This window comes from Nocardia implantans, assembly GCF_035544775.1.
Lineage (GTDB): Bacteria > Actinomycetota > Actinomycetes > Mycobacteriales > Mycobacteriaceae > Nocardia > Nocardia implantans.
The window spans coordinates 70,386-75,173 of sequence record NZ_JAYKYQ010000008.1; the positions used below are offsets into that span (position 1 = coordinate 70,386).

The 4,788-nt window shown below is 68.5% G+C and carries 6 protein-coding genes; 2 read left to right on the forward strand and 4 right to left on the reverse strand.

Annotated elements, in window-relative coordinates:
* Nucleotides 1-222: 222 nt before the first annotated feature.
* Nucleotides 223-1,215 carry an SDR family oxidoreductase gene (locus tag U3653_RS19670; protein ID WP_195078289.1) on the reverse strand — a complete coding sequence of 331 codons (993 nt, stop codon included), beginning with the start codon at nucleotides 1,213-1,215 and terminating at the stop codon, nucleotides 223-225.
* 154 nt (nucleotides 1,216-1,369) lie between these two features.
* Between U3653_RS19670 and U3653_RS19675 the strand changes: the two genes are divergently transcribed.
* Nucleotides 1,370-2,215 carry a helix-turn-helix transcriptional regulator gene (locus U3653_RS19675; protein ID WP_195078288.1) on the forward strand — a complete coding sequence of 282 codons (846 nt, stop codon included), beginning with the start codon at nucleotides 1,370-1,372 and terminating at the stop codon, nucleotides 2,213-2,215.
* 184 nt (nucleotides 2,216-2,399) lie between these two features.
* On the opposite strand, the gene U3653_RS19680 is transcribed toward U3653_RS19675, so the two are convergent.
* Nucleotides 2,400-2,666: a hypothetical protein gene (locus tag U3653_RS19680; protein WP_323124139.1), complete on the reverse strand. Its 267-nt coding sequence runs from the start codon at nucleotides 2,664-2,666 to the stop codon at nucleotides 2,400-2,402.
* 6 nt (nucleotides 2,667-2,672) lie between these two features.
* A complete protein-coding gene (locus U3653_RS19685) occupies nucleotides 2,673-2,861 on the reverse strand; it encodes a hypothetical protein (RefSeq protein ID WP_195078438.1) in 189 nt (62 codons plus the stop codon).
* Nucleotides 2,862-3,012: 151 nt separating this feature from the next.
* Here U3653_RS19685 and U3653_RS19690 point away from each other — a divergent pair, with 151 nt between their 5' ends.
* On the forward strand, nucleotides 3,013-4,464 hold the full coding sequence (locus U3653_RS19690) for a helix-turn-helix domain-containing protein (RefSeq protein ID WP_195078287.1): 1,452 nt from the start codon (nucleotides 3,013-3,015) through the stop codon (nucleotides 4,462-4,464).
* A gap of 72 nt (nucleotides 4,465-4,536) precedes the next feature.
* Here the strand turns inward: U3653_RS19690 and U3653_RS19695 are convergent, their stop codons facing one another.
* The gene (locus U3653_RS19695) at nucleotides 4,537-4,755 is read right to left on the reverse strand and encodes an MbtH family protein (RefSeq protein ID WP_195078286.1); all 219 of its coding nucleotides are present in this window, start codon (nucleotides 4,753-4,755) and stop codon (nucleotides 4,537-4,539) included.
* Nucleotides 4,756-4,788: the final 33 nt, after the last annotated feature.

The following is a 4,788-nucleotide window of genomic DNA, read 5'->3' on the forward strand; positions in this document are numbered from 1 at the left end:
TGACTGTGGCACAGGACCAACCTTAGGCGCGCGGCCGGTGGTTGAGGGTTCTGGGACGAGGAACCCTCGAAGTCGCACCGTCTCCCCGATTCGGAACGCCCGAGGCGGCGCCCGGCGCTCCGGATACGTGGTCGCCCAGTGCGGACAGTGCCGATTCCGGCAGCGAAATGTGCAACGCGATCAATATCGACGCTGGACGATCCACAGCAAGAAGCAGCGCGATCACCGCGGACCGCGAGGACCTATCGATGCCGAACTGAGCCTGGCGGACTCGATGGCCGGAAAGCGAATGTGGGTGAGGCGCTCGGAGACCCGCCAGATGCGCTCGGCGTCGTCCTCGCTGCGAAGGCGGGAGTAGACGGCCTGCTCGGCGGGCGGGCCGGACAGGTGCCCGAGACCGCTCGGACCGTACATGCGGCCGCCGCGCGCTTCGGGTGCGGTGGCGGCCAGCAGGGCAGGTAGCAGCGCGGTCTCGACCGTCCCGAAAACGATGCCGCGGCGAGAGAGAGCACGGATGGCACGCACGGCGGCGGTGTCATGCGCCCGGCCGACCTCGGGGCGCGCGGCCAGGAGGCTGGTGGGAGCCACACCGGGATGGGCGAGGTTGCTGGTGATCTCCCAGCCTCCGGCCGCACTGCGCCGATCCAGTTCGAGCCCGAACAAGCCGAACGCGATTTTGGACTGACTGTAGGCGCGGCGGCCGTGGTAGGACCGTTCCCAGTTCAGATCGTCCCAGTTGATGGCGTTCTCGTTCGCGGCGATACTGATCTGCGAGGTCACGCGCGCCCGTCCCGCGCGCAGCAGGGGCAGTAGGTGGGCGACGAGAGCGAAATGCCCGAGGTGGTTGCTGCCGAATTGCAGCTCGAAGCCGTCGGTGGTGGTCTTCCGGTCCGGTGGAGTCATCACGCCCGCGTTGTTCACCAGGATGTGGATCGGTCGGCCCTCCTCGCGCAGCGTGGTTCCCAGCGCGGCGACCGAGTCCAACGACGACAGGTCGAGGTCCCGCAGGGACACCACGGCTTCCGGGTGCCGCTGCCTGATCTTCGCGATCGCCGCCTCGCCCTTGCGAGAGTTGCGGACGGGCATGACGACCTCGGCACCGGCGGCGGCGAGGCGAGCCGCCAGGCCCAGGCCGACCCCGTCGCTGGCTCCGGTGACGACGGCGAGCTTCCCGGACAGGTCGGGAACGGTGACGTCCGGTCGGGTGCGTGCCATGTGCTGCTCCTGGTTCCCTGGAAAGTGGATGCGCTCTCAGGCTGCGGCCGATCAACCGGGATATCCACGGCCTCTCGATCCCAGGCTCGCTCAGGCAGCCATCCGGCAACGAAGGCAGACTGAACAGCAGCGGACCGAAAGGGAGGAAGCAGCCGTGATCGATCGAGCGGGGCTCGCCGAGTTCCTGCGCCGCCGGCGGGAGTCACTGCAACCCGAAGACGTCGGTCTCCCCCGCGGGCGACGGCGCAGGACCGCCGGTCTGCGGCGGGAGGAAGTCGCCACGCTCTGCCACATCTCCACCGACTACTACAGCCGGCTCGAGCGGGAACGCGGACCGCACCCGTCCGAGCAGATGATCGCCTCGATCGCGCAGGGTCTGCATCTGTCCCTGGAAGAACGCGATCACCTGTTCCGCCTCGCCGGGCACAATCCGCCCGCGAGAGGTGCGACCAGCGAACACATCAGTCCCGGACTGCTCCGCATCTTCGACCGGCTCGGCGACACCCCCGCCGAGATCGTCACCGAACTCGGCGAGACACTCCGGCAGACCCCGCTCGGCGTCGCGCTCACCGGCGACACCACCCGATACACCGGTCCGTCCCGCAGCATCGGCTACCGGTGGTTCACCGACCCGGCCACCCGGGCGATGTACCACCCGGACGACCACGCGCTGCACTCCCGCGTCTTCGCCGCCGGACTACGCAAGATGGTCACACTCCGCGGACCGGGCTCACGGGCCGCTCACCTCATGGACCTGCTGCTCGACCGCAGCGAGGAATTCCGCGCCGTCTGGAACGAGCACGAAATCGGCGTCCACTACAACGGCGTCAAACGCTACACACACCCCGAGGTCGGCTCCTTGGAGCTGACCTGCCAGACACTGGTCGACCCGGAGCAGTCGCATCTCCTGCTCGTCTACACCGCCGCCCCCGGCAGTGAGAGCTACGAGAAACTGAGGCTTCTCTCCGTCATCGGCCCTCGGACCCCTCCCGGTGCGTGACCCGGCGGCGGGCACGCGGCGACTCGCGTCGGCGGGCACCGGGGCGTCCTCGTAGCCCCGCGGTACGGGGATACGAGGACGCCGGCGCTGCCGGGGCTCCCTCGCCGTAGTCCCGGGCAGCGGTGAATCTCGTTGGCGGGCGGATCACGCCGGACGGCAACGAGTTCGGCACGCCGACGCTCGGTCAGCGCGAGTATCCGTCGGCCCGGTTGTCCGGGACGACGCGGCCGGAGGCGACCAGGGCGCGGAAGGCCGCTCGCTTGCGCGGGCAGACGTCGGCGCGGCACGGCCGGTGGCCCTGCATCACCCGGTGCGCCTGTTCGACGGTGAACGGCTCATCGGGCGGCCGGTGCGCGTCCTCGGCGCCGCCGCGCGGCAGGCAGGAGCCGACGCCGAGGATCGCGGCCACCAGCAAGGTGCACGCGCCGAGCATGCTCAGCAGCGGATTCACGACCGCTCACTGGCCCGCGGCCTGCCGGGAACAGAATGCCGACGCGGATAGGTACTGCCTGCACTGCGCGCCGTGCCCGGCGTGGACAGCACACAGGAAACGCGCGCGGTCATAGGTCAGACCGAGCGGCTCCTGCGTGCAGTCGCGGCTCTGGATCAACCACAGCTCGCGGACATCCGAGTGCAACACGTCCATCGTCAACCTCCATCAGCGCAGTGCACCCGGCATCGAGAAGGCGCCGCCGGAGCCGCGCTCGACACGGATGGATCGGGCCGTGTCGGGACCGTGCGCCGGGCTCCGGGCAACGGGCGCCCTCGACAGGGTTTGGGCGGACCCCCGATGCCGGGTGCGATTCAACAGTGCGCGTTGCGATTCGGTAGATAACAGACCCGAATGCGGTAATTGCGAGTACTTTCCGTTTGTAGCGGCCTGGAGCGAGGAAGAGAGACCTATGGTGGAGGTCGACTGGACGGGCGAAGCTGTACATGCGCTTCGCACGGCGATGAAGCGAAGCCGTTACGAATTCGCGCGTCTGGTGGGCGTCACACCGCGCACCGTGGTCCTGTGGGAGAACGGCCGAACAACCCGGATGCACGCCGCTAGCCAGCGTCTCCTGGACAGGGTCCTGTCGGGCGTCGATTCCGTCGTCGCCGAACGATTCGAACGCGCGATCACCACGCGCCAGGAGACGGCCCCCGACTACGAAAGCGCCGATTCGGCGCCCGAAAGGCACACCAAGCTCGGTAGGGAAATCGGGCTCGACAAGGAAGTCGAGGAAGACGACGTGAGAAGGCGAGAACTGCTGGCCTGCATCGGCGCGGGCCTGGCAGGCCAGGCGGCGGACCTGGTGGCGAGTGAACCCGAACGGATGCTGGCAACCCTCGACGCGGGGTCCATCAGCGAACGGCGGCTGGCGTTCCTGGAGCAGTCGGCCGAGGTCCTGGGCACGCGGGTGGTGCAGGTCCCGCCGCACGAGCTGTTGCAGACGGGGCTGGAGCAATTCCGTTTGGTGCGTGGCTGTCTCGGCGAACGGCAGCCGACCCATCATCAGGTCCGGTTGGTGCGCACGGCGGGGCGGCTGGCGAACGTGGTCGGCGAGATCCTGTTCAACGAGGGGCACTTCGGTCAGGCCCGCATGTGGTACGCCACCGCCATCCACGCCGCGCAGGACATCGGCGACCGCTATTCGGAGGACATCGCCCTGGCCGGGCTCGCGTATTTGCCGACGTATAGCGATAAACCGAAGGAAGTTTTGCAGTTACTCGACGGGCGCTTGCAAGAAAATCCGTCCTACGGCCCGGCCGCCGCGTGGTTGTGGGGAATGGCGGCGCGTGCGCACGCCAGTCTCGGCCACGCCGATGAATTCGCACGGTGTATAACCCGATCGGCATCGGCGTTGGAGGACGTCGGCACAGAAGACCTTTCGGTCGGTATCTTCTCTTTCCGCCCGGAGAAACTCGCTTTTTATCAGGCGATCGGATATTCCCGCCTCGGCCGCGCCGAGGAGACCGCCGTGGCGGCCGCGCGCGCGATGGCGCTGTACGACCCGTCGGAGACCATGGAACCGGCCTTGGTGCGCTTCGAGCACGCCACGGCGCTGCTGGCCTCGGGCGAAGTCGAGGAGGCGTGCGCGGTGGCGACCGGCGCCATCACCAACGCGCACACCTACGTCGGGCTCACGGTCACCAAGCGCGCCAAACAGTTCGACTCGGCGCTCGGCGGCCTGCGCACCAAAGCCGTCGCGGAATGGCGGCAGCACGCGCACGCGGTGATCGACGCGGCGCACGTCGAGGTCTGAGCCGGCGGACGAGGCGGGGCGCACCGGTCGGCAGGGGGGATGTGGACCGGCGCGCCCCGCGCATTCAGGTGGTCACTTCCCCTCGGTGGACATGGCCTCGATGAGCGACTTGGGACGCATGTCCACCCAGTGCGTCTCGACGTACTCCAGGCAGGCCTTGCGGTTGGCGGCGCCGTAGGCGATGGACCAGCCGCCGGGGACGGCGGCGAAGACCGGCCAGAGCGAGTGTTCGCCCTCCTGGTTGATCAGGACGTAGAACTTGGCGTTGTCGTCGTCGAACGGGTTGGTCATTTCGGATTTCCTTCCTGAGTCGGTTCGTGGGGG

Coding starts and splice junctions, on each gene's coding strand:
- U3653_RS19670 (WP_195078289.1), bottom strand. CDS start 1,215: ATGGCACGCACCCGACCGGACGTCACCGTTCCCGACCTGTCCGGGAAG.
- U3653_RS19685 (WP_195078438.1), bottom strand. CDS start 2,861: ATGGACGTGTTGCACTCGGATGTCCGCGAGCTGTGGTTGATCCAGAGC.
- U3653_RS19695 (WP_195078286.1), bottom strand. CDS start 4,755: ATGACCAACCCGTTCGACGACGACAACGCCAAGTTCTACGTCCTGATC.